General features: G+C 63.7%; 1 protein-coding gene. It reads left to right on the top strand.

Annotated elements, in window-relative coordinates:
• Positions 1-98 precede the first annotated feature (98 nt).
• A partial coding sequence (locus GE027_RS22720) for a hypothetical protein (protein WP_153559510.1) occupies positions 99-435 on the top strand: 337 nt, incomplete at its 3' end.

Genomic DNA, 435 nt, shown 5'->3' on the forward strand with positions numbered 1-435 from the left:
TGGCCGTCGGGAAGGATGTCCGTTTGACCCGTGCCGTCGTCTCGGCACTGCATATCCTGGGAGTGCCATTCGGAGAGCATCGACGCAGCGAGCGACAAATGTCACCTCGGATCGCCCAAACGGTCGCTCCCGGATTGAATCGTTTGGTAGACCATCTCTACGATCCCCGGTGGTGGCAGCCACGGACCAATTTTGATCATCGCGTGGCGATGCTGCGGCAGTGGGCAAGTCGCCGCAGTGCCTTGCCGACCAATCGGGAGCACCCAGTGCTGGGTGCCTATCACGAGTGTCTAACGCTGATGGGCCCGGAGGTCTGTGCCGCTTGGAACCGTCCGGCGCTGCTGGTTGTGGAAGCCGAGACGCCGCGGACGCCGCCCGCCGGTACGAACGGTGCTGCGACGGTGAGACACCGCAAAATCGTGGCGGCATGGCAGG

This window comes from Roseimaritima sediminicola (assembly GCF_009618275.1).
Classification (GTDB): Bacteria; Planctomycetota; Planctomycetia; order Pirellulales; family Pirellulaceae; genus Roseimaritima; species Roseimaritima sediminicola.